19 protein-coding genes are annotated in these 21,835 nt (G+C 62.3%); 10 read left to right on the top strand and 9 right to left on the bottom strand.

What is annotated here, in order from left to right:
* Nucleotides 1-70 precede the first annotated feature (70 nt).
* From INS80_RS10375 to lpdA, 8 genes are all read left to right on the top strand, one after another.
* Complete coding sequence (locus INS80_RS10375; protein ID WP_192965563.1) at nt 71-484, top strand: DUF4345 domain-containing protein; 414 nt, start codon at nt 71-73, stop codon at nt 482-484.
* A 301-nt stretch (nt 485-785) separates the two neighbouring features.
* Nucleotides 786-1,979 (top strand): ADP-forming succinate--CoA ligase subunit beta, encoded by a 1,194-nt coding sequence (gene sucC, locus INS80_RS10370; RefSeq protein WP_192965562.1) that lies wholly within the window; start codon nt 786-788, stop codon nt 1,977-1,979.
* A gap of 61 nt (nt 1,980-2,040) precedes the next feature.
* Nucleotides 2,041-2,928 (top strand): succinate--CoA ligase subunit alpha, encoded by an 888-nt coding sequence (gene sucD, locus INS80_RS10365; RefSeq protein WP_192965561.1) that lies wholly within the window; start codon nt 2,041-2,043, stop codon nt 2,926-2,928.
* A gap of 267 nt (nt 2,929-3,195) precedes the next feature.
* Complete coding sequence (locus INS80_RS10360; protein WP_192965560.1) at nt 3,196-6,147, top strand: 2-oxoglutarate dehydrogenase E1 component; 2,952 nt, start codon at nt 3,196-3,198, stop codon at nt 6,145-6,147.
* Between the two features lie 11 nt (nt 6,148-6,158).
* Nucleotides 6,159-7,688: a 2-oxoglutarate dehydrogenase complex dihydrolipoyllysine-residue succinyltransferase gene (gene odhB, locus INS80_RS10355; RefSeq protein ID WP_192965559.1), complete on the top strand. Its 1,530-nt coding sequence runs from the start codon at nt 6,159-6,161 to the stop codon at nt 7,686-7,688.
* A gap of 58 nt (nt 7,689-7,746) precedes the next feature.
* Complete coding sequence (locus INS80_RS10350) at nt 7,747-8,106, top strand: hypothetical protein (protein WP_192965558.1); 360 nt, start codon at nt 7,747-7,749, stop codon at nt 8,104-8,106.
* Between the two features lie 139 nt (nt 8,107-8,245).
* Nucleotides 8,246-8,635 carry an MAPEG family protein gene (locus tag INS80_RS10345; RefSeq protein WP_192965557.1) on the top strand — a complete coding sequence of 130 codons (390 nt, stop codon included), beginning with the start codon at nt 8,246-8,248 and terminating at the stop codon, nt 8,633-8,635.
* Between the two features lie 141 nt (nt 8,636-8,776).
* The gene (gene lpdA, locus INS80_RS10340) at nt 8,777-10,171 is read left to right on the top strand and encodes a dihydrolipoyl dehydrogenase (protein ID WP_192965556.1); all 1,395 of its coding nucleotides are present in this window, start codon (nt 8,777-8,779) and stop codon (nt 10,169-10,171) included.
* A gap of 78 nt (nt 10,172-10,249) precedes the next feature.
* On the opposite strand, the gene INS80_RS10335 is transcribed toward lpdA, so the two are convergent.
* The 4 genes from INS80_RS10335 to INS80_RS10320 are packed head-to-tail and all read right to left on the bottom strand — an operon-like array spanning nt 10,250 to nt 13,164.
* The gene (locus tag INS80_RS10335) at nt 10,250-10,855 is read right to left on the bottom strand and encodes a pyridoxamine 5'-phosphate oxidase family protein (protein ID WP_192965555.1); all 606 of its coding nucleotides are present in this window, start codon (nt 10,853-10,855) and stop codon (nt 10,250-10,252) included.
* Nucleotides 10,833-11,582, bottom strand: coding sequence for a lysophospholipid acyltransferase family protein (locus tag INS80_RS10330; RefSeq protein WP_192965554.1), 750 nt, complete (start codon nt 11,580-11,582; stop codon nt 10,833-10,835). The genes INS80_RS10335 and INS80_RS10330 overlap by 23 nt, the downstream gene beginning before the upstream one ends.
* Nucleotides 11,579-12,490: a cell division protein FtsX gene (locus INS80_RS10325; RefSeq protein ID WP_192965553.1), complete on the bottom strand. Its 912-nt coding sequence runs from the start codon at nt 12,488-12,490 to the stop codon at nt 11,579-11,581. Before INS80_RS10325 ends, INS80_RS10330 begins: the two co-directional genes overlap by 4 nt.
* On the bottom strand, nt 12,487-13,164 hold the full coding sequence (locus tag INS80_RS10320) for a cell division ATP-binding protein FtsE (RefSeq protein ID WP_192967250.1): 678 nt from the start codon (nt 13,162-13,164) through the stop codon (nt 12,487-12,489). Before INS80_RS10320 ends, INS80_RS10325 begins: the two co-directional genes overlap by 4 nt.
* A gap of 205 nt (nt 13,165-13,369) precedes the next feature.
* Between INS80_RS10320 and INS80_RS10315 the strand changes: the two genes are divergently transcribed.
* The gene (locus tag INS80_RS10315; RefSeq protein ID WP_192965552.1) at nt 13,370-14,239 is read left to right on the top strand and encodes a zinc-ribbon domain-containing protein; all 870 of its coding nucleotides are present in this window, start codon (nt 13,370-13,372) and stop codon (nt 14,237-14,239) included.
* Nucleotides 14,240-14,290: 51 nt separating this feature from the next.
* Here the strand turns inward: INS80_RS10315 and INS80_RS10310 are convergent, their stop codons facing one another.
* The 3 genes from INS80_RS10310 to INS80_RS10300 form a co-directional block, all read right to left on the bottom strand.
* Nucleotides 14,291-16,879, bottom strand: a complete 2,589-nt coding sequence (locus INS80_RS10310) for a TIGR02302 family protein (RefSeq protein WP_192965551.1) — start codon at nt 16,877-16,879, stop codon at nt 14,291-14,293.
* A 76-nt stretch (nt 16,880-16,955) separates the two neighbouring features.
* Nucleotides 16,956-18,221 carry a diaminopimelate decarboxylase gene (gene lysA, locus INS80_RS10305; protein WP_192965550.1) on the bottom strand — a complete coding sequence of 422 codons (1,266 nt, stop codon included), beginning with the start codon at nt 18,219-18,221 and terminating at the stop codon, nt 16,956-16,958.
* Between the two features lie 67 nt (nt 18,222-18,288).
* Nucleotides 18,289-18,876: a TetR/AcrR family transcriptional regulator gene (locus INS80_RS10300; RefSeq protein ID WP_192965549.1), complete on the bottom strand. Its 588-nt coding sequence runs from the start codon at nt 18,874-18,876 to the stop codon at nt 18,289-18,291.
* Between the two features lie 142 nt (nt 18,877-19,018).
* Here INS80_RS10300 and INS80_RS10295 point away from each other — a divergent pair, with 142 nt between their 5' ends.
* On the top strand, nt 19,019-19,912 hold the full coding sequence (locus INS80_RS10295) for an SDR family oxidoreductase (protein ID WP_192965548.1): 894 nt from the start codon (nt 19,019-19,021) through the stop codon (nt 19,910-19,912).
* A gap of 243 nt (nt 19,913-20,155) precedes the next feature.
* Here INS80_RS10295 and INS80_RS10290 read toward each other — a convergent pair whose 3' ends face one another.
* Both INS80_RS10290 and argH read right to left on the bottom strand, forming a co-directional pair.
* Nucleotides 20,156-20,332, bottom strand: a complete 177-nt coding sequence (locus tag INS80_RS10290; protein WP_192965547.1) for a hypothetical protein — start codon at nt 20,330-20,332, stop codon at nt 20,156-20,158.
* A gap of 104 nt (nt 20,333-20,436) precedes the next feature.
* The gene (argH, locus tag INS80_RS10285; protein WP_192965546.1) at nt 20,437-21,831 is read right to left on the bottom strand and encodes an argininosuccinate lyase; all 1,395 of its coding nucleotides are present in this window, start codon (nt 21,829-21,831) and stop codon (nt 20,437-20,439) included.
* Nucleotides 21,832-21,835: the final 4 nt, after the last annotated feature.

The following is a 21,835-nucleotide window of genomic DNA, read 5'->3' as shown; positions in this document are numbered from 1 at the left end:
TTCCTTGACGCAGTGTAAGATTTTGCGGCATCAAATCAGCAACCTTACACAGTGTAAAGTGAGTCATGTCATGTCCCATCTTGTGAAACCCTATCTTTTCCTTTCCGCCGCCGTGCTTTTGCTTGTCGGAGCCTTTCTCAGCTTTGCGCCAGAGGTGCTCTATGCCAGCTCGGGACAGGACCTGCCCGCTGCCGTGATGATCCGCTCGGACCTGCGCGCGGGCGGCATGTTGCTGCTGTTGTCCGGGCTTTTTGTCGGCGCGGCGACCCTTAACCCGCGCTCCGCGCGCCCCGCGCTGCAGCTTTCGGCCCTGGTCTATCTCGGTTACGGGCTGGGGCGGATCGCAAGCCTCGCCTTTGACGGCACTCCCGACACGACGCTGGTTGCGGTTACGGGGGTCGAATGGCTTTTGGGCCTTGCAGCCGTGGCCCTGCTGTGGCGCGGCCTCCCCGCTGACCCAAAGCAACGTGTCCAGACAGCGTGAGAGGCCGATCCGCGCGCCTGAATAAATCATGCGCAGATCGAGGGGGCGACATGTTGTCAGCCCCCTTTTTCATTGACAGGCAACCGACACAGGCCGCCATCCCTCAAGTTTGCTGACAAATTTAGCGGTTGTACGAATCACGCAGCCTTTGGGCACTTTTGTGATCACAGCCCTCAAACGTGTGATCACAAAACCGAAAAATCTTCATCATTTCCCCGACGTGCGTGAGAAAACCCTTTAATCCTTTGTCCTATGACGGCGTTATACCAAAGACAAAATTAGCCAGACGGGACAGTTTCTCATGAACATCCACGAATATCAGGCCAAGGCCCTTTTGCGCAGCTATGGCGCTCCGGTATCGGACGGGCGTGTTGTGCTGAAAGCAGACGAAGCCAAAACCGCCGCAGGTGAGCTTGACGGCCCGCTTTGGGTTGTCAAGGCGCAGATCCACGCAGGTGGCCGCGGCAAGGGCTCCTTCAAGGAAGCCGACGCCGGTGAAAAAGGCGGCGTGCGCCTGACCAAATCGGTGGAGGAAGCCGCCGAGGAAGCCAAGAAGATGCTGGGCCGCACCCTTGTGACCCACCAGACCGGCCCGGCGGGCAAGCAGGTCAACCGCATCTACATCGAGGCCGGCTCCGGCATCGAGACTGAACTCTACCTGGCGCTTCTGGTGGATCGCCAGACCTCGCGCATTTCCTTTGTCTGCTCCACCGAGGGCGGCATGGACATCGAAGAAGTCGCGGCAGCCACCCCGGAAAAGATCCTGTCCTTCTCGGTTGACCCCGCAACCGGCTATCAGGCCTTCCACGGCCGCCGCATCGCGTTTTCGCTGGGCCTCAAGGGCGCGCAGGTCAAGCAGTGCGTGCAGCTGATGGGTCAGCTCTACAAGGCCTTCGTCGAAAAAGACATGGAGATGCTGGAGATCAACCCGCTGATCATCTCTGACGACGGCAACCTCAAGGTGCTGGACGCCAAGGTCGGTTTCGACGGCAACGCGGTCTACCGCCACGCCGATATCGCCGAGCTGCGCGACACCACCGAGGAAGACCCCAAAGAGCTCGAAGCCTCCAAGTACGACCTGAACTACATCGCGCTGGACGGTGAGATCGGCTGCATGGTGAACGGTGCGGGTCTGGCGATGGCCACCATGGACATCATCAAGCTGTATGGCGCTGAGCCTGCGAACTTCCTTGATGTGGGTGGCGGCGCCACCAAGGAGAAAGTGACCGAGGCCTTCAAGATCATCACCTCTGACCCCAACGTCAAAGGCATCCTGGTGAACATCTTCGGCGGCATCATGCGCTGCGACGTCATCGCCGAGGGCGTTGTCGCTGCGGTGAAGGAAGTCGGCCTCAAGGTTCCGCTGGTCGTGCGTCTGGAAGGCACCAACGTCGAAGCGGGCAAGGAGATCATCAACACCTCCGGCCTTGACGTGATCGCGGCAGACAACCTGTCCGACGGCGCCGAGAAGATCGTGAAAGCCGTCAAAGGCTAATCCTTGGGGTGGGTGACAACCCACCTTTCCCCAAAGCTCAGAATTCTAAGGAGAACGCCAAATGGCAGTCCTCATCGACGAAAACACCAAGGTCATCTGTCAGGGCTTCACCGGCTCGCAGGGCACCTTTCACTCTGAACAGGCCATCGCCTATGGCACCAAGATGGTCGGCGGCGTGACCCCCGGCAAGGGTGGTCAGACCCACCTTGACCTGCCGGTCTTCAATTCGGTCCACGAAGCCAAGCATGTGACCGAAGCCAACGCATCCGTCATCTACGTGCCGCCCCCCTTTGCAGCGGACTCGATCCTTGAAGCCATCGATGCCGAGATGGAACTGATCGTCTGCATCACCGAAGGCATCCCGGTTCTGGACATGATGAAGGTGCAGCGCGCGCTGGAAGGCTCTGCATCGCGCCTCATCGGCCCGAACTGCCCCGGTGTCATCACGCCCGACGCCTGCAAGATCGGCATCATGCCCGGCCACATTCACAAACGCGGGAGCGTGGGTGTTGTGAGCCGGTCCGGCACCCTTACATATGAAGCCGTGAAACAGACCTCCGATATCGGCCTTGGCCAGTCCTCTGCGGTTGGCATCGGCGGTGACCCCATCAAGGGCACCGAGCATATCGACGTGCTCGACATGTTCCTGGACGATGACGAGACCACCTCGATCATCATGATCGGTGAGATCGGCGGCTCTGCCGAAGAGGAAGCAGCCGCCTTCCTCGCCGAGCAGAAGAAAAAGGGCCGCTGGAAGCCGACCGCTGGCTTCATCGCGGGCCGCACCGCCCCTCCGGGCCGCCGCATGGGCCACGCGGGCGCGATTGTCGCCGGCGGCAAGGGCGGCGCCGAGGACAAGATCGAAGCCATGAAATCGGCCGGTATCGTGGTCGCCGACAGCCCCGCGGGCCTCGGTGAAGCGGTGCTGAAAGCGATCGAGCTGGGCTAAGATGCCTACGGCTGATCATATCAGCCACGGGCAGCGCCCGACCTTCCCTTGCGGATGGTCGGGCGCTGCGCCGCATTTGCGCTCGGCGGTGTTTTTCTCACCTTCCCTCACCTTCCACCCGGACTGTGTTGCAAAGGCGGCCCCTTGGGCGGCTTTTGCAGCAGAGTCCCGCCCCGGTTTCACCTTTCGGAAACCTCCAAGCGCCAGTCTGCCCCGAATGACCGAAGGTCACGATGTAAACGGTCCGAACCCACAAGAGGCACCCAAATGACCGAACAAAGCCCCAACGATCTCTTCCATGCGTCCTCCTTCATGCAGGGACACAATGCGGAGTATCTGGAGCAGCTTTACGCCCAGTATGCCAATGACCCCAGCGCGGTGGATGCCGCCTGGGCCGAGTTCTTCCGCCAGATGGGCGATGCAGACCTTGACGTAAAGGCCGAGGCCGCAGGCCCCTCCTGGGCGCGGGGCGACTGGCCGCCAGCGCCGAATGACGATCTGACCGCCGCCCTGACCGGCGAATGGCCCGCGCCGGTGGAAACCAAGGCCGCAGGCAAGAAGATCGCCGAAAAGGCCGCGAAGGCCGGTGTCGAGGTCTCGGACGAGCAAATCCAGCGCGCGGTGCTGGACTCGGTCCGCGCCCTGATGCTGATCCGCGCCTATCGGATCCGGGGCCATCTGGCCGCTGATCTGGACCCGCTGGGCATGCGCGCCGACACGCCGCATCCCGAGCTGGACCCAAAGACCTACGGCTTCATGGATGCCGATATGGATCGCCCGATCTTCATCGACAACGTTCTGGGGCTTCAGGTCGCCTCGATGCGGCAGATCGTGGACATCGTGAAGCGCACCTATTGCGGCACCTTCGCACTGCAGTACATGCACATTTCCGATCCCGAACAGTCCTCCTGGCTGAAGGAACGGATCGAGGGCTTTGGCAAAGAAATCCAGTTCACCCGCGAGGGCCGCAAGGCGATCCTGAACAAGATGGTCGAGGCCGAAGGGTTCGAGAAATTCCTGCATGTCAAATACATGGGCACCAAACGCTTTGGCCTTGATGGCGGCGAAAGCCTGATCCCGGCGATGGAGCAGATCATCAAGCGCGGCGGCAACCTCGGTGTCGAAGAAATCGTCATCGGCATGCCGCACCGGGGCCGTCTGTCGGTTCTGGCCAATGTGATGCAAAAACCCTACCGCGCCATCTTCAACGAATTTCAGGGCGGCAGCTTCAAGCCCGAAGACGTGGATGGATCGGGCGATGTGAAATATCACCTTGGCGCGTCCTCCGACCGTGAATTCGACGGCAACGAGGTGCACCTGTCGCTGACCGCCAACCCCTCGCACCTGGAGGCGGTGAACCCGGTTGTGCTGGGCAAGGTCCGCGCCAAGCAGGACCAGAAAAATGACGCCAGCCGCACCAAGGTTCTGCCGATCCTGCTGCACGGCGATGCGGCCTTTGCCGGCCAGGGCGTCGTGGCGGAGTGTTTCGCCCTGTCGGGTCTGCGCGGTCACAAGACCGGCGGCACCATCCATATCGTGGTGAACAACCAGATCGGTTTCACCACCGCGCCGCATTTCTCGCGCTCCTCGCCCTATCCCACCGACAACGCTCTGGTGGTTGAGGCACCGATCTTCCATGTCAACGGCGACGATCCCGAAGCGGTGGTGCACGCGGCCAAGGTCGCGACCGAGTTCCGCCAGAAGTTCGGCAAGGACGTGGTCATCGACATGTTCTGCTACCGCCGGTTTGGTCACAACGAGGGCGATGAGCCCATGTTCACCAACCCGCTCATGTACAAGAACATCAAGAGCCACAAGACCACGCTCAGCCTTTACACCGAGCGTCTGGTCAAGGACGGCCTGATCCCCGAGGGTGAAATCGAGGACATGAAGGCCGCCTTCCAGGCCAAGCTGAACGAAGAGTTCGAGGCCGGAAAGGACTTCAAACCCAACAAGGCCGACTGGCTGGACGGGCGCTGGTCGCATCTGGACAAGCAGAAAGAAGACTACCAGCGCGGCCAGACCGCCATCGCCCCCGAAACCTTTGAAGAGGTCGGCGCGGCCCTCACGCGCCTGCCCGAAGGCTTCCCGGTCCACAAGACCATTGGCCGGTTCCTCGATACCCGCGCCAAGATGTTCGAAAACGGCAGCGGCATCGACTGGGCCACCGGTGAGGCCCTGGCCTTCGGCTCGCTTCTGACCGAAGGCTACCCGGTGCGTCTGGCCGGTCAGGACAGCACGCGCGGCACCTTCTCGCAGCGCCACTCCGGCATCGTCAATCAGGACACCGAGGAACGCTACTACCCGCTCAACAACATCCGCGCGGGCCAGTCGCAGTACGAGGTGATCGACTCCGCCCTGTCGGAATATGCGGTTCTGGGCTTTGAATACGGCTATTCGCTGGCCGAACCCAACGCGCTGACGCTCTGGGAGGCCCAGTTCGGCGATTTTGCCAACGGCGCGCAGATCATGTTCGACCAGTTCATTTCCTCGGGTGAAAGCAAATGGCTGCGGATGTCGGGCCTTGTCTGCCTTCTGCCCCACGGGTTCGAAGGCCAGGGACCTGAGCACTCCTCGGCGCGTCTGGAACGCTTCCTGCAGATGTGCGGCCAGGACAACTGGATCGTTGCCAACTGCACGACGCCTGCGAACTATTTCCACATCCTGCGCCGTCAGCTGCACCGCACCTTCCGCAAACCGCTGATCCTGGTGACCCCGAAATCCCTGCTGCGCCACAAGCTGGCCGTCAGCAAGACCGAGGAATTCACCACCGGGTCGAGCTTCCACCGGGTGCTGTGGGATGATGCGCAGCACGGCAATTCGGACACCAAGCTGGTCGCGGATGACAAGATCAAGCGCGTCGTCCTGTGCTCGGGCAAGGTCTACTACGACCTCCTGGAAGAGCGCGACGCCCGCGGCATTGATGACATCTACCTGATGCGGATCGAACAATATTACCCCTTCCCGGCGATCAGCCTGGTGAAGGAGCTCGAACGCTTCAAGGATGCCGAGGTCGTCTGGTGCCAGGAAGAGCCCAAGAACCAAGGCGCCTGGACCTTCATCGAACCCAACATCGAATGGGTGCTGACCCGCATCGGCGCCAAGCATACCCGGCCCACATATGTCGGCCGCGCCACATCGGCCTCGCCCGCGACGGGCCTGGCCAGCCAACACAAAGCACAGCAAGAGGCGCTTGTGAACGAAGCGCTGAGCATCTGAGGAAGAGACACATGACCACTGAAGTGCGCGTACCCACCCTGGGTGAATCCGTCACCGAAGCCACCGTGGCCACCTGGTTCAAAAAGCCCGGCGATGCGGTTGCCGTGGATGAAATGCTTTGCGAGCTGGAGACCGACAAGGTCACCGTCGAAGTGCCCGCCCCCGCCGCCGGCACCCTGGGCGAAATCGTCGCCAGCGAAGGCGATACCGTGGGCGTCGATGCGCTCCTCGCCACAATCGCCGAGGCAGGCGCCGCAGCCGCGGCAGCGAGTCCGGCGCCTGCCGCACCCGCTGCCGCGGCTGCGCCCGCAGGCGATGCAGGCGGCTCCACCGATGTGATGGTGCCCACCCTGGGTGAATCCGTGTCTGAGGCGACCGTCTCCACCTGGTTCAAGAAGGTCGGCGACGCGGTCGCGCAGGACGAAATGCTCTGTGAGCTGGAAACCGATAAGGTTTCGGTCGAGGTGCCCGCCCCCGTCGCTGGCGTTCTGGCCGAAATCACCGCGCCTGAAGGCACCACGGTTGATGCCTCGGCGAAACTCGGCGTGATCTCGGGCTCTGGCGCAGCCGCCGCCGCCGAGCCTGCCACCGACACAGGCGCCAGCCAATACAGCACGCCTCCAGCAGGCGATGGCGGCCCCGGCAAGGATATCGCCAACGCACCCTCGGCGGAAAAGGCCATGGCCGAAGCCGGGATCTCTGCCGCGAACGTTCAAGGCACCGGCCGCGATGGCCGCATCATGAAGGATGACGTCGCCCGCGCCGTGGCGGCTGCCGCCTCTGCCCCCGCACCGGCCCCTGCACCGGCCGCCCCGCGTGCGCCGGTCGCAGCTGACGATGCCGCGCGCGAAGAGCGGGTCAAGATGACCCGCCTGCGCCAGACCATTGCCAAGCGCCTGAAAGACAGTCAGAACACCGCCGCCATGCTGACCACCTACAACGAGGTGGACATGACCGAGGTGATGGCCCTGCGCAAACAGTACAAGGACGAGTTCGAAAAGAAGCACGGCGTGCGCCTGGGCTTCATGTCCTTCTTCACCAAGGCCTGCTGCCATGCGCTGAAAGAGGTTCCCGAGGTCAACGCCGAGATCGACGGCACCGACATCGTCTACAAGAACTTCGTGCATATGGGCGTTGCCGCCGGCACGCCGACCGGCCTTGTGGTTCCGGTCATCCGCGATGCGGACTCGATGTCCTTTGCCGAGATCGAAAAGGCCATCGCCGAAAAGGGCAAGCGCGCTCGTGACGGCAAGCTGTCCATGGCGGAGATGCAGGGCGGCACCTTCACCATCTCCAACGGGGGGGTCTATGGCTCCTTGATGTCCTCGCCCATCCTGAACCCGCCGCAGTCGGGTATCTTGGGTATGCACAAGATCCAGGACCGCCCGATGGCCATCAACGGTGAAGTGGTAATCCGCCCGATGATGTATCTGGCGCTCAGCTATGACCACCGCATCGTCGATGGCAAAGGCGCTGTGACCTTCCTGGTGGGTGTCAAGGAAGCGCTGGAAGATCCCCGTCGTCTGCTGATGGATCTGTAATAAGAACAGCGGCGCACCCCTATTTGGCGGGGTGCGCTTAGCGTTTCGAGGGACAGAGATGAACCTGGCCATCACTGCAGTTCAGTGGATGATCGCGTTGGCAGCGGCCGTGCTATGCGTACAGATATTCGCTTACGCTGCGACCAGCCCCTCTCTTCTCGAACTCCTTGCGCTCTCTGCCATCCTCGCTGCCTTTTACATCCTGCCCTTGGTCTTTTTCCTCCACAGCCTCAATAAAGAGATCAAATGGGGCATCTACCTGTTCGCCATTTACTGCATCTATTTGTTCGTAAGCACGGTCATGGACGGATTTACGGTTGAGAACCTGATCCACTTCCCGAGTGCAATCCTGGCCTTTGTGGCGTTCTGCGGGATTTTTCACTGGAAACGTGACCGCAAGATACTGGAGCAGCAATGACGCATCATCCACCAGATAGGGCAGCGCCCGACCCTGGGTGGGTGCGAAAGCGCCCTCCCCTTTGCTGGAGGCAAACCTCCGGTTTGACGGGGAGGGTCGGGCGCTGCCCGGCGTTGCCGAGCAATGAAAGAGGCCAAGAATGACCCCTGAACTCACCGCCCTCACACTCGCCGCGCTGCTGCAGGTTCTGCAGTTCTTCGCCTATTCCATCACCGCCAACCGGCAGGTGGGCCCCAAGGTCGCCATGGGGCCGCGCGATACGCCGGTGCAGCTGACCGGCATCGCGGGTCGTCTGCAACGGGCGCTGAACAATCACTTCGAAGGGCTGATCCTCTTTACGATCGCCTGCGTGGTGGTGACGCTTGGCGGCCAGTCCACGGAATTCACCGCCGCCTGCGGCTGGGTCTATGTGCTGGCGCGGGTTCTGTATGTGCCCGCCTATGCATTTGGCCTGACACCCTGGCGGTCGGTCGTCTGGTCGGTCGGCTTTCTCGCCACCGTCCTGATGCTACTCGCGGCGCTGATCTGATGGTCTGCGCCCGGCCTCATATCCCCGAACACGGGCCAGGGCCGTGCACAGGCGGTGTACGCCCGGTGCACGAGGGGTGCACGGATGTCACCCCCGGTTTTCTCCCTGGCCCCTCTCTCATTTCCAACGAAAGGACCTCCCATGGCTTCCTATGACGTGATCATCATCGGCGCAGGCCCCGGCGGCTATGTCAGCGCCATCCGCTGCGCCCAACTGGGTCTAAAGACCGCCATCGTCGAAGGGCGCGACACCCTTGGCGGCACCTGCCTAAATGTGGGCTGTATCCCCTCCAAGGCGCTCTTGCACGCGACCCATTCCCTGCATGAGGCAGAGCATAATTTTGCCAAGATGGGCCTCAAAGGAAAAAGCCCCTCCGTCGACTGGGACCAGATGAAGGCCTACAAGGACGAGGTCATCGGCCAGAATACTGGCGGCGTCGAATTCCTGATGAAAAAGAACAAGATAGACTGGCTGAAAGGCTGGGCCTCGATCCCCGCTGCCGGTCAGGTCAAGGTCGGTGACGATGTGCATGAGACCAAGAATATCGTGATCGCCTCTGGCTCGGTGCCCTCCTCGTTGCCCGGTGTCGAGGTCGACAACGACAAGGGCATCGTGGTGGATAGCACCGGCGCGCTGGAGCTGCCCAAGGTGCCGAAGAAAATGGTCGTCATCGGTGCTGGCGTCATCGGGCTTGAGCTTGGCTCGGTATATGCCCGCCTTGGCGCCGAGGTCACGGTTGTCGAGTACATGGACGCGGTCTGCCCCGGCATGGACAAGGACGTACAGCGCACCTTCAAGCGTATCCTTGAAAAACAAGGCCTTAACTTCATCATGGGCGCCGCCGTGCAGGGCGTCGAAACCACCAAAACCAAGGCCAAGGTGACCTACCAGTCCAAGAAAGGCGGCGATGCAGAGGTGCTGGACGCCGATGTGGTGCTGGTCGCCACGGGCCGCAAACCCTATGCTGAGGGGCTTGGCCTGGATGCGCTGGGGGTGAAACTGACCGAACGCGGCCAGATCGCCACCGACGCACACTGGGCCACCAATGTCAAAGGCATCTATGCCATCGGTGACGTGATCGAAGGCCCGATGCTGGCGCACAAGGCCGAGGACGAAGGCATGGCCGTGGCCGAGGTGATCGCAGGCAAGCATGGCCACGTGAACTATGGCGTGATCCCCGGCGTTGTCTACACCACGCCTGAGGTTGCCACCGTCGGCGCCACCGAGGACGCGCTCAAGGCTGAGGGCCGCAAGATCAAGGTCGGCAAGTTCAACTTCATGGGCAACGGCCGCGCCAAGGCCGTGCATCAGGGCGAAGGTTTTGTAAAACTGATCGCGGACAAGGAAACCGACCGCATCCTGGGCGCAGCCATAATCGGCCCCGGCGCCGGTGATCTGATCCACGAGGTCTGCGTTGCCATGGAGTTCGGCGCATCAGCCGAGGATCTGGCCCTCACCTGCCACGCGCACCCGACCTATTCCGAAGCTGTGCGCGAAGCTGCCCTTGCCTGCGGCGACGGCGCGATCCACAGCTGATTGCCAGATTATCTAATGCGGAATGGGGGCGTCTTCATCGGCGCCCCCTTTTTTGTATCAGCTCAAAGGAATGATCCGCTACCACATGGTCTTTGCGGCCCGTGCACCCCAGGCATCGTCATAGGGTTTGCCGCCTTCCTCGCCACCCGTCTGCTCGGCGAGAATCTCTCCCATGCTGGGCAGGCCTTCGCTCTGGTCGCCTGCGGTCCAGGTTCCCGCCCGCATCAGGGCGCGGGCGCATTGGCTGTAGATCTCGTCGATGGCGATCACCAGCACCGTAGCAGGCTGTTTGCCCTGCCGGTCGAACCGGGCACGCAGGGCTTCATCAGCGGTGATCCGCGCCTGACCATTGAGACGCACAACGTTGTTTGAACCGGGCACGAAGAACATAAGCGACACTCGCGGATCACGCACGATATTGCGCAGGGAATCGATCCGCTGGTTGCCGCGCCAATCGGGCAGCGCAAGGGTGCCGGGGTCCAGTTCCAGAACACAGGGGCCATTGTCGCCGCGCGGGCTTGCGTCGGTACCTTCCGGGCCAACGGTGGACAGAACGCAGAGCCGCGAAGCCATGATCCACTTGCGATAAAGCGGCGTCATCCGCCGCGCCACCTTTCTTAAAGAAGGCGCTCCAGGTGTCCCGTAAAGCGCCTCAAGATCTTCAAGTTTTTCTATGTACTCCATCCGGATCAAACCCCGCTTCGCGCATCAATGCATCGGATCGCTCTTCGACCCGTTCTTCCAATACCTTCATGAACTCCTGCCGCGCCATGCCCGGCTCAATCGGATCGAGAAACTCCACAATAGCGACACCGGGGCGGCGCATGATTCCCTTGCGGGGCCACAGAACGCCGACATTGGTGGCCACCGGCACGCAGGTCTGATCCAGCTGTTCATAAAGAACGCCGGTGCCGACCTTGTATTCGGTCTTCACGCCGGGTGCGACGCGGGTGCCCTGCGAATAGATCACCAGTTGCCCGGCTTCCTGGCGACCGGCATGGACATCTTCCACCATCTTCTGAATCGCAGCGCCCCGCTTGCCCCGATCTACCGCCACGCAGTCCAAGAGCTTGGCGTATTGGCCGATCACCGGCGTGCGCAGGATTTCCTTCTTCATGATGAACTTGGCCGTAGGCAGTGCGGTGAAGATCATCATGATGTCCAGAAACGACTGATGCTTGGCCGCAATCAGCGCCTCACCTTCGGGCGGCGTGCCGCGCACCTCGCAGCGGATGCCGACCATCCAGCGCGCGCTCCAGAATACCCAGCGCGAATAAGTCTTGCAGCAGACACGGGCGCCACGCTTGCTGAAGATCGCCCATGGTGCAAAAGCAAGGCCGATGAGGGGCATCATCAAATAGATCTGCCCTACAAAGAGCAGAGAACGCAGCCATTGAATTGCGTCTTTCACGTCAGATCTCCCAGGCGTTTCTTGGCGGCGCGGCTGGTGGCGATATAGGCGACCAGCGCCCCGAGAAGCGGAATGGCCAGCGGTAAAAGCCAGCCAAAGCCCTGAAAACCAAGACCAGTCAGGAATCCGCCCTCATCCGAGGCAGCAGGCATCAGCCAGACCCCGAGCATGCCAAATCCCATGCCAACCGCAGCGCCGCTCAAGGCCCGCAGGGTAAAGCGGCGGATGAAGGCCTGCGCGATATAGCCGTCCTGCGCGCCAACAAGGCGAAGAACTTCGATAACCTGGGCATTGGCCGCAAGGGCAGCGTTGGCGGCCAGGGTGATCATCGCCCCCATAGCACCTGCGATCAGCAGGATCGAGACCACCGCCAAAAGCCGCAGGGAGCGCGCCGCATCCACCAGTGGTTCGCGCCAGCGGGTGTGATCGTCCAGCACCGCCCCCGGCACCTCGGCCTGAAGACGCAGGCGCAGGCCCGTCGCATCATAGCCCGGGTCATCCTCGATCACCTCGATCAGCTGCGGCACGGGCAAGGCGTCCAGCGGCAGGGCTGCTCCGAACCATGGCGCCAGCAAGGCGGCCTGTTCCTCGGCCGTGAAGGCCCGGGCCGAGGCCACTCCCGGCGTCTGGCGCAGGATCTTGAGCGCCGCCTCGGTCTGTGCGGTGCGCTGTTCGGCTGGCGCATTGATACGCAGGGTGGCCGCACGGGCCAGTTCATCGGCCCAGCGATCTGCGAGCCGCCCTGAGGCAAGCGACAGTGCCAGCGCAAAGACCGCAAGGAAGGCCATGGCACCGGCAGCAAATAGCGTCAGCTGCGCGGTGAACCCACTGGGGGGCACCACCCTGTCCGCCTGGGCATCCCCGATGATCAGCGCCCGCAGGCGCCCGCCAAGACTGTCCGTGCTCATAGGTCCGCCCCCGCAAGATGCAGCTGCCTGTCCCAGATCCTGAGCACCCGCGCCTGTACCTGGTTCTTGGCGGCGCGAATCAGCGACAGATCATGGGTCGCCACCAGGATGGTCTTGCCCATACGGTTAAGCTCCACCAAAAGCTGCAGCAGGCGTTGGGACATTTCCCAATCGACATTGCCGGTCGGCTCGTCAGCGATGATCACGTCAGGCGACAGAATGACCGAGCGCGCCAGAGCCGCACGCTGGCGTTCCCCGCCCGACAGTTCCGGCGGCAGGGCATCGGACCGATCCGCAAGACCGACCCAGTTCAAAAGCTCGCGTAGGTTTGCCTCTTCCTGCGCCAGATCGCGCCCCGAAACGGTCAACGGGAGGGCAATATTCTCGATGACCGGAAGATGATCCAGAAACCGGCAATCCTGGTGCACAACGCCAACGCGGCGCCGGAGCAGAGCCATCTGATCCCGGTCAAGCCCCTTGACGTCCATGTTGAAGGCACGCACCCGCCCTGAGGTTGGCGTCAGGGCCCCGTAGCACAGCTTCATGAGTGTGGTCTTGCCCGCCCCGGATGGCCCGGTGAGGAAATGGAAGGAGCCCGGTGCCAGTTTCACCGACACACCGCTCAGCAGCTCTCCGCCGCCATAATTGTAGCCCAGATTGTCCAGCTCGATCACGGCGGCCCCCAGCTTTTGCCCGCTCGTTTTGCCCCAGAGCACCGCCAGTTTCAATGGTCCGTGGCGCTTTGGCTGCGTCCCTTCGATCTCCAAGACTTTGGCCAGATTGCAATTGCCCCTTTCTTGAGACCCCGGAACTGCATATGATCGTTTGGAAATAATGCCATATGGCTTCCGGCGGGTTCCGGAGCCAAGGAGTCCCTGAATGCGCCTGACATGTCCGAATTGCGCCGCCCAGTACGAAGTGCCGGATGACGTCATTCCGGACGAGGGACGGGATGTGCAATGTTCGAACTGCGGCACCACATGGTTTGAAGGCGGAAGCGAAACTGCGCAGACACAAGCGACAGCGGAGCCTGCCGCCGCCGAGCCTGAAGGCGAGGCTCCGCTGGCCCAAGAAGGCCAATCAGAACAGGTCTCGTCCCAACCGCAAACAGAGGACGAAGACGCAACACCTGACCGCGAGCCAGACGCCGAGCCAGCGCCTGAACTGGCCGAACCAGAACCACAGCTCGAGGCTACTGCCCGCCCGCAACGTGGCCTTGATCCGGCCCTGTCGGATATTCTGCGCGAAGAGGCAGAGCGCGAGGCGAGCCTGCGCGCCGCGGCGGCCGCCTCTGCTGCTGCCCAGGGGCTCGAGAGTCAGCCGAACCTTGGCCTTGACGATCTGTCCGAAAGCGAAAGCGCCCTGCGGGCGCGCCAGGTCAAAGATCGCATGGCGCGGCTTCAGGGGCAGGATCCCCGGCAACTCGCAGCCGAGGAAAGCGGTCAGCGGCGCGATATGCTGCCTGATATCGAAGAGATCAATTCAACCCTGCGCGCAGGTGACACAGTTGCTGCCGCTCAGTCTGAAACTGAAGAGGTCGAACCCCCGCGCAAAAACGGGTTTGCCCGCGGGTTTGCCCTGACGATCCTGCTGTTTCTGCTGCTCCTGATGATCTACACCAACGCAGGGCAAATCGCTCAAACCATGCCGCAGGCGGATCCCTATCTCAGCGCCTTTGTCACTTGGGTCGATCAGGCGCGTATTTGGCTGGATGCACAGGTCAAGGCCCTACAGGCGCCGCAGCTCTGATCTGGAGCACGCCCCTATCCTCCCAGCACGCTTTTTTTCTACCGCTACAGCCTAGAACCTGTCGAAAAGTCGCTGAAGATAGCCGCGTTCTTCCTCGCTACGGCTTCGATCCTCCGAGCGGCGGCGGATTTCTTCTAGCAGTTGCCACGCACGCCCATGTGCCGAGCCTTGATCCGGAACGGCGCCGGTCCGCCCCTCGTCAATGCCGGTGCTGCGCCCGAGCGGGTCAATTCCGCTTGCTGAGGCATTCGGCTGGGCTTCGCCCTGTCCCTGATTCTGACCCGGCTGCTGACGCTGTGCCATAGCCTCACCAAGAGACCGCATGCCTTCGCGCAGAGCCTCCATCGCGTCGGACTGCTGGTCGATTGCCTCAGCCAGATCACCCTGACGCAGAGCCTCTTCGGCGCCTTCCATGGCGCGGCCTGCGCGATCCAGCGCATCGCGGGCATCGCGGCCCTCTTCGCCGCCAAATGGCAGCGCACCTTGTTGGCGCTCCAGTTCATTGCGCAAGGCCTGCTGGCGATCGGCAAGGCTTTGACCATCCTCTCCCCGCTCGGAGCCGCCCTGTCCCTGCCCAGACGGATCTCCCGCCTGCCCGGAACCACCTGACCCTTCATGGCTCTGACCACGGCCTTGTCCGCCGTTGCGCCCCTCGTTGCCCTGGCTTTCGCCGCGCTGAGCGTCGCCGTTGAACTGCTCCTGCAAGTCACGGAACGCCTGATCCGACAAGCCTTGCTGTTCGCGCAAGGTCTCCGCCAGACCCTCCATAGCCTCGCGACCCTCACTGCCACCGCCTTGGCCCTGTTGGCCCTGGGCCATGCGCATGTTTTGCATCATCTGCTGGAATTCGCGCAGGGCTTGTTCGGCCTCGGCCATGCGGCCCTGTTCCATCAGTTCCTGAATACGGTCCATCATTGCCTGCAGATCATCCTGGCTGAGCTGCATCGTGTTTTCGGACATCTCGCCCGACTCGCCCATTTCGCCGTCCTGCTGGGCCTGCCGCTGCAATTGGCGCAGGTAATCATCCGTTGCCTCGCGCAACTCCTGCATCAGGCGCGCAATTTCCTGATCACTGGCGCCTTCACGCATCGCCTGGCTGAGGCGTTCCTGGGCGCGGCGCATCCGTTCCAGCGCGTCGCCCACATCGCCCTCTTCCAGTGTTACGGCCAGGTCCCACAGGGCCTCGGCTATCTCGTCCTGCTGGGGAGGTGTCAAGCCTGCCGCCACATAGCTTTCGAGCCGCCGCAGGATGCCGCGCAGGCGCAGATAGCTACCCGCATCGCGGAACACCTCATCAGGGCGATGGGACAGGGCACGCAAGATCTGGACCACCCGCGCACCGTTCGTCCGGGCCCACAGAAGATCGCGACGCTGCTCGGCCACGGAGGCCGCAAGCGGATCAAAAAAGCGCCGCGCCGTCAGCGCTCCGCCAAAGGGTGCCGAACTGCCGCTTTGGGCCGCCGCGTCACGGGCCGTGAAGGTGAAGGTCACCGGCATGTTGGCCCACGGATGCTGGGCAAAATCCTCGATCAGGTTTTCGGTAAAGTCCTGGCGGCTTCCAGTCAATGGCAGCGGCAGGTCAAGGAGGATATCCTCGCGTGGGTCTGGATCGGCGCTCAGGCCATGCTGACGCTCAAGCGCCAGAAGATCGAGGGAAATTCGCACGGTCCCCCCGATGACTCCGTAATCGTCCTGCGCTGCATACGGCAGGGACAAGGCGCCGTCAGATCCCATCTCGGGCGGGCCTGCCACCGCGATCACCGGGGGCGCATCCGGGGCGAGGGTCACATCCCAACTGCGTCCGCCCTGCCCTTCGATGGCCAGCCTGCCGCCTTTGGCAACATCGAACTCCTGTTCGGGGTCCGTCGCCGGGGGCACCTCGCCAGTTCTGGCCGAGAGGGTCTCATCGAGGCTGAGCGCGCCGATCTCTCCATAAAACCGCAGCGTGATCCGGCTGCCTTCGGGCAGGGTCAAAGCGCCTTCAGGCTGGTCGTTCAGATAAAGAACCGGCAAGCCAGTGTAGCGGGGCGGCGCAATCCAGCCTTCCCAGGTCGGGCCGCTCATGGCAGAGGCCGCGCCGGGGGTCATGCTGGACAGACTCCCCACCCGCCACAGGGAGCCAAAGACCAGCGCAACAACCAGTGCAAGCAGCGCCATGTAGCGCAGCGCGAAGGGATCCGCCGCAGCAATTCTGAGATTCGGGGCCGGAGCGCGGGCATCGGCAGCTGCCGCCGCCATCCTGCTCTGGTGGGCCTGCCACAAGGCAATTGAGGCCGGATCCGAGGCGCCAATCGCCTGCGCATCCAACAAAGCGCTGACAGGCCGACCCGGCAGGGTCGCATCCAGACGGATCAGGGCATCGCTCTGGCTCGGCCAGGAAAACCGCCGCAGGCCCCAGATCAGCGCCGCGCAGAGCCCAAGCAGGCTGAGTACAGCCCCGGACCACACCAGTTCCACCGGCATTTCATCTTGCAGCCCCAGCATCACCACAGCGAGAACCGCCATAAGCACCGAGGCCGCGGGCCAGAAGGCGCGCAACAGCTGTTCTGCGACCAGGCCGACGCGCGTCAGCCGCAGAGGCCAGCGCAACGGTGTCAGGCGTGGATCAGAGTTTGCGAATGCAGAGTCATGTGCGGCCATAAGGGCAATGCCTCATTCTCACCCATGCGGGCGCGGTTGCGGAGCAGCCCCAACCGCAAACATCCCGCTGCAGCGGTCAGAGCCATTCTGGGATGGTATCGCGGTTTATCATTTCGTCAAAGGTCGGACGTCGGCGGATAACCGCAAATTGATCCCCATGCACCAGAACCTCGGGGATCAGAGGTCGGGAATTATACTCGCTTGCCATGACCGCGCCGTAGGCGCCGGCGCTGCGAAAGGCAATCAGATCCCCAGCGTTCAGCGGCGGCATCTCGCGCTGCTTGGCAAAGGTATCACCTGTCTCGCAAACCGGGCCGACGATATCATAGGGCTGGCTCTCGATGCCGGGCGCAGGCTCGATCACCGGAACGATGTCGTGATGCGCCTCATACATGGCGGGGCGGATCAGGTCGTTCATGGCGCCATCAACAATCAGAAAGTCACGCCCCTCGCCGGACTTGACGTAGATGACCTTGCTGACCATCAGTCCGGCATTGCCAGCGATAAGGCGGCCCGGTTCGATCTCGATCTCGCAGCCAAGGTGGCCAAGGGTCTGCTTGATCAGCGCGCCATATTCAACCGGCAGCGGCGGTGCTTCATTGGAGCGGGTGTAGGGGATGCCTAGACCGCCGCCCAGATCGAGGCGGCGAATGTCATGACCTTCGGCGCGCAGGGTCTCTGTCAGTTCTGCCACCTTGCGATAAGCCGCCTCAAACGGGGCCAGTTCGGTCAGCTGTGAGCCGATGTGCACGTCGATCCCGATCACCTCAAGTCCTGGAAGGCTGGCGGCATGGGCATAGACCTCGCTGGCCCGCGAGATCGGAATTCCGAACTTGTTTTCAGACTTTCCGGTGGCGATCTTGGCGTGTGTCTTGGCGTCCACATCCGGGTTGATGCGGATGGTGATGGGCGCGCGGGTGCCCAGCTCAAGCGCGACGGCGTTGATCACCTCCATCTCGGGCTCGGATTCCACGTTGAACTGGCGGATCCCGCCGGATAGCGCGCAGCGGATTTCATCCGCCGTCTTGCCCACCCCGGAAAAGACGATGCGATCCCCCGGCACGCCCGCGGCCCTGGCGCGCAGGTATTCACCCTGGCTGACCACATCCATGCCCGCCCCTGCCTGCGCCAGCGTCCTGAGGATGGCCTGATTGCTGGCCGCCTTCATCGCGTAGCAGACCAGATGATCGGTGCCCTCCAGCGCCTCATCGAACAGGCGGAAGTGCCGCAGCAGTGTAGCGGTGGAGTAGACGTAGAAAGGCGTGCCCACGGCGGCTGCAATTTCGGCCACCGGCACGTCCTCGGCACAGAGCGCGCCATCGCGATAAAGAAAATGATCCATGACTTGGCGATTAGACCAAAAGAGGGCGGCGGATCAATGGAATTGTCGCCTGGGTCACGGCCTCGGCTCAGCCCTTGAGCCCGGATGCAATCAGTGTCAGCGCCGCTTCTCGCCGCGCAACGGCAAGGGGCTCGTCCGGGGCAAAGACCGTCAGGTGCAGAAAAAGGCCGTCCAGCATGGCAATCACGGCCCGCGCCAATGCCACCGGATCACGATCGCAGCGGATCTGCCCTGTCGACGCCAGCTTCTCGAACTGACGCCCCCAATGCCCGGCAAGCCAGTCGAAAAAACCGCCAATGATCTGCTCTGCGCGCGGATCGGTGAACCCCGGCCCCAGGATCTCAAAGACCAATGCGGTCATTTCGCGCTGCTCAAGGCCGACAGTGCTGTGAAGTATGGCCAGATACGCCTCAAGGCTAGGCGGCACAGGCTGCACTGTGATCTCTTCCCGGATCTGATCAAAGTAGGACTGCACCAAGGTCAGGATGAGTTCATCTTTACTGGAGAAGTAAAGATACAACGTGCCCTTGGCCAATCCGGCGGCCCGCGCAACATCTGTCATCTTGGTGGCATGATAGCCCTTCTGCGCAAAGCACATCATGGCTGCCTGAAGGATCTGCGCCCGCATCTTGTCCTTGTCGACTATCTTGGGCACGGCCAGTCCTTCCAGCGAAAATGCACGCTCTGCATATCAGGGTTGAGCCAACCGGACAGTTAAATGACTTGCGGGTCAGCAAAGCAAACCCTAAGTACGCCCCATCAAAATTGATCAATTGGTCAAAAGTGGATTTACAGCAATGGCACAGGATATCAAGACGGCATTTGTAGCCGGTGCAACAGGCTATCTGGGGCGCCGGATCGTCGCCGAGCTGCTGTCACGGGGCTATGAGGTAAAGGCGCTGGTGCGCCCCGGATCGGACACCTCGGGACTGCCCGGGAGCGTTGAGCAGATCGAAGCTGAGGCCACGGCTCCAGCCACTCTGGACGGTATCATGCAAGGCGTGGATATGGTGATCTCGGCCCTGGGCCTGACCCGCCAGACGGACCGGCTCAGCTATATGGATGTGGACTATCAGGCTAATCTCAACCTGCTGCGAGAGGCCGTTGAGGCCGGGGTCAAGCGTTTTGCCTATGTGCACGTCCTCACGCGCGGCACCCCGGCTTCGGACCTAGTCGCGGCCAAGGCGCGGTTCGTCGCCACGTTGCAGACCGCGCCGCTGGAGACCTGCGTGATCCGTCCAAACGGCTTTTTCTCTGACATGGAAGCAATCCTCGAGATGGCCAAACGAGGGCGCGTGTGGCTGATCGGCAATGGGTCGGTGCGTATCAATCCCATCGACGGGAGCGACCTGGCAGCGGCCATTCTTGACGGTCTCGAGGCGGATGCCAAAGACATTGAGATCGGCGGGCCTCAGATCCTCAGCCTTGATCAGATCGCCGACCTTGCGTTTCTTGCCCTCGATCGCCGTTCAAAGATAACCCACCTTCCCCTGTGGGTGGGTCGCGCGGCGCTCTCGTTCATGAAAAGATTCGCCCCCCGGCACATCTGGGGGCCTTTTGAGTTCTTCCTCACATCCTGCCGAGAGGATGCCATCGGCCCTTGCCACGGGGAGCGTTCGCTCAGCCATCACTTCAAGTCACTTTGTTCTGACTCCGCGTCGGCGGATATGGCCGCCGTTACCTCCCGATAGATACCCCGACCCGCGCGGTACCCGACACCGTGATCCCGGTTGTAGAGTGGACCGACCCTGATGGCCGCGGCGCGGAATTATACCCCAGCGGTTCGCAGGCTGCGAGAACACCAAAAGCCAAAACGAGGGCCAGGCGCGCTGCGTATTGCTTGGGCTGGCGCGTCTCTACCGGGTGGCCTTTCGCCACCTGTCGGCAAACCGAAGTATGCCGATGCAAAGCATGTGGAACAAACGGCACCGCGTCTAGAAGCCCAGAAGGATGTTAAATGGGCCTTTCTGAACGCCAACGCTGCCGCCCGCATGAACGCCACTGTTTGACACCGACACCCCTGCATTGAGCGCGGGGCGCACGGGTTCTCCATCCACACCGCAGGCGGCAAGGGTCGTCGCGGCGAACAGACCGAGAAGGGAAAGGCGCATTGGGATCAATCCTCTGAATATGTGCTTGGAGTATGGGCGGCGCGGACCGCAATCACAAGCGCCGCGCCGCATATGCTGTGGCAGGAACTTGCTGACAGCGGTAGTCAGCCTGCCAGCGCCTCGGTCCAACGCGCGATCTGCGCTCGCACCTGTGCAGGCGCAGTTCCGCCGTAGGACATGCGCGAATTGACCGAATTCTCGACGCCCAAAACGGTGAAGATATCCTCGGTGATCCCGGCGTGGACGCCCTGCATGTCCTCAAGGCTCAGATCCGGCAGATCGCAGCCACGGCTTTCGGCCATGGCAACGAGGGTGCCGGTCACATGGTGAGCATCGCGGAAGGGCACCTTCAGCACCCGAACCAGCCAGTCGGCAAGATCCGTCGCGGTCGAGAAACCCGATCCGGCAGCCGCCGCGAGCGACTCGCGGTTGGCGGTCATGTCTTTCACCATGCCCTCCATTGCCGCCAGGGCCAGCATCCAGTTGTCGGCGGCGTCAAAGACCTGCTCCTTGTCTTCCTGCATGTCCTTGGAATAGGCCAGCGGCAGGCCTTTCATCACCATCATCAGCGCGGTGTTGGCGCCGTAGATGCGGCCCACCTTGGCACGGATCAGCTCGGCCGCGTCGGGGTTTTTCTTCTGCGGCATGATGGAGGAGCCGGTCGAGAAGCGGTCGGACAGGGTCACGAAGCGGAACTGTGCCGAGGACCAGATCACCAATTCTTCGGCAAAGCGGGACAGATGCACCGCGCAGATCGAGGCAACGCTGAGGAATTCCAGCGCAAAGTCGCGGTCCGATACGGCATCGAGCGAGTTCGCGGCAGGACGGTCAAAGCCCAGCGCCTGTGCCGTCATATCGCGATCGATGGGGAAGGAGGTGCCCGCCAGCGCCGCTGCCCCCAGGGGGCTTTCGTTCATCCGGGCGCGGGCATCACGCACGCGCGACAGATCGCGGCCAAACATTTCCACATAGGCCATCATATGATGGCCCCAGGTCACGGGCTGCGCCGTCTGAAGGTGGGTGAAACCGGGCATCACCCAGTCCGCGCCCGCCTCGGCCTGTGATAGAAGGGCGCGGATCAGAGCCAGAAGGCCGCTTTCGGCCGCATCGAACTGATCGCGCACCCAGAGTTTGAAATCGGTCGCCACCTGATCGTTGCGGCTGCGGCCCGTGTGTAAACGCCCCGCAGGCTCTCCGATGATTTCTTTCAGGCGCGCCTCCACGTTCATGTGGATGTCTTCGAGCGCGGTCGAGAACTGGAAGCTGCCGCTTTCAATCTCTGACAAGACCGTGAGCAGACCTTCCTGAATGGCCTCGGCGTCGTTATCCGTAATGACGCCTGTTGCGGCCAGCATCGCTGCATGGGCCCTTGAGCCCGCGATGTCCTGGGCCGCCATACGCTTGTCAAACCCGATCGAGGCATTAATTGCCTCCATGATCGCGTCAGGGCCAGCGGCAAAGCGGCCGCCCCACATCTGGTTTGAGGATTGATCTGTCATGGCT

Source organism: Phycobacter azelaicus (assembly GCF_014884385.1).
GTDB lineage: Bacteria > Pseudomonadota > Alphaproteobacteria > Rhodobacterales > Rhodobacteraceae > Phycobacter > Phycobacter azelaicus.
Note: the sequence above shows the minus strand (reverse complement) of the source record. Positions and strands in the feature narration are given on the sequence as shown.